At 67.0% G+C, this 521-nt stretch carries 1 protein-coding gene; it reads left to right on the top strand.

The window, feature by feature from the left end; all coding sequences use genetic code 11:
* A partial coding sequence (rpiA, locus tag AACY52_RS30055; RefSeq protein ID WP_339561340.1) for a ribose-5-phosphate isomerase RpiA occupies positions 1 to 521 on the top strand: 521 nt, incomplete at both ends.

Raw genomic sequence — 521 nt, forward strand, 5'->3', positions numbered from 1 at the left:
GGGACGGCATGCAACTCGGCCTCGGCACCGGCTCGACGGCGAAGCATTTCGTCGAGCTGCTCGGCGAGCGCGTCCGCGCCGGGCTCAAGGTGGTGGGCGTGCCGACCTCGGAGGCGACGCGGGCCGATGCCGAACGCTGCGGCGTGAAGCTGACGACGCTGGACGAGGTCGATCATCTCGACATCACCATCGACGGGGCCGACGAGATCGATCCCGACCTCAATTTGATCAAGGGCGGCGGCGGCGCGCTGCTGCGCGAGAAAATCGTTGCAGCGGCCTCGGATCGCATGATCGTGATTGCCGACGACAGCAAATGGGTGCCGACGCTCGGGCGTTTTCCGCTGCCGATCGAGGTGATCCCGTTCGGGCTCGGCGCGACGCGGCGGGCGATCGAGCAGGCGTTTGCGCAGTGCGGCGTTTCCGGGCAAATGGCGGTCCGTAACGGCAAGGACGGCCACGTTTTCGTCACCGACGGTGGCCACTGGATCCTGGATGCCCGTCTTGGGCGTATTGCAGATCCC

The organism is Pseudomonas sp. EA_65y_Pfl1_P113 (assembly GCF_963970525.1).
GTDB lineage: Bacteria > Pseudomonadota > Gammaproteobacteria > Pseudomonadales > Pseudomonadaceae > Aquipseudomonas > Aquipseudomonas tritici.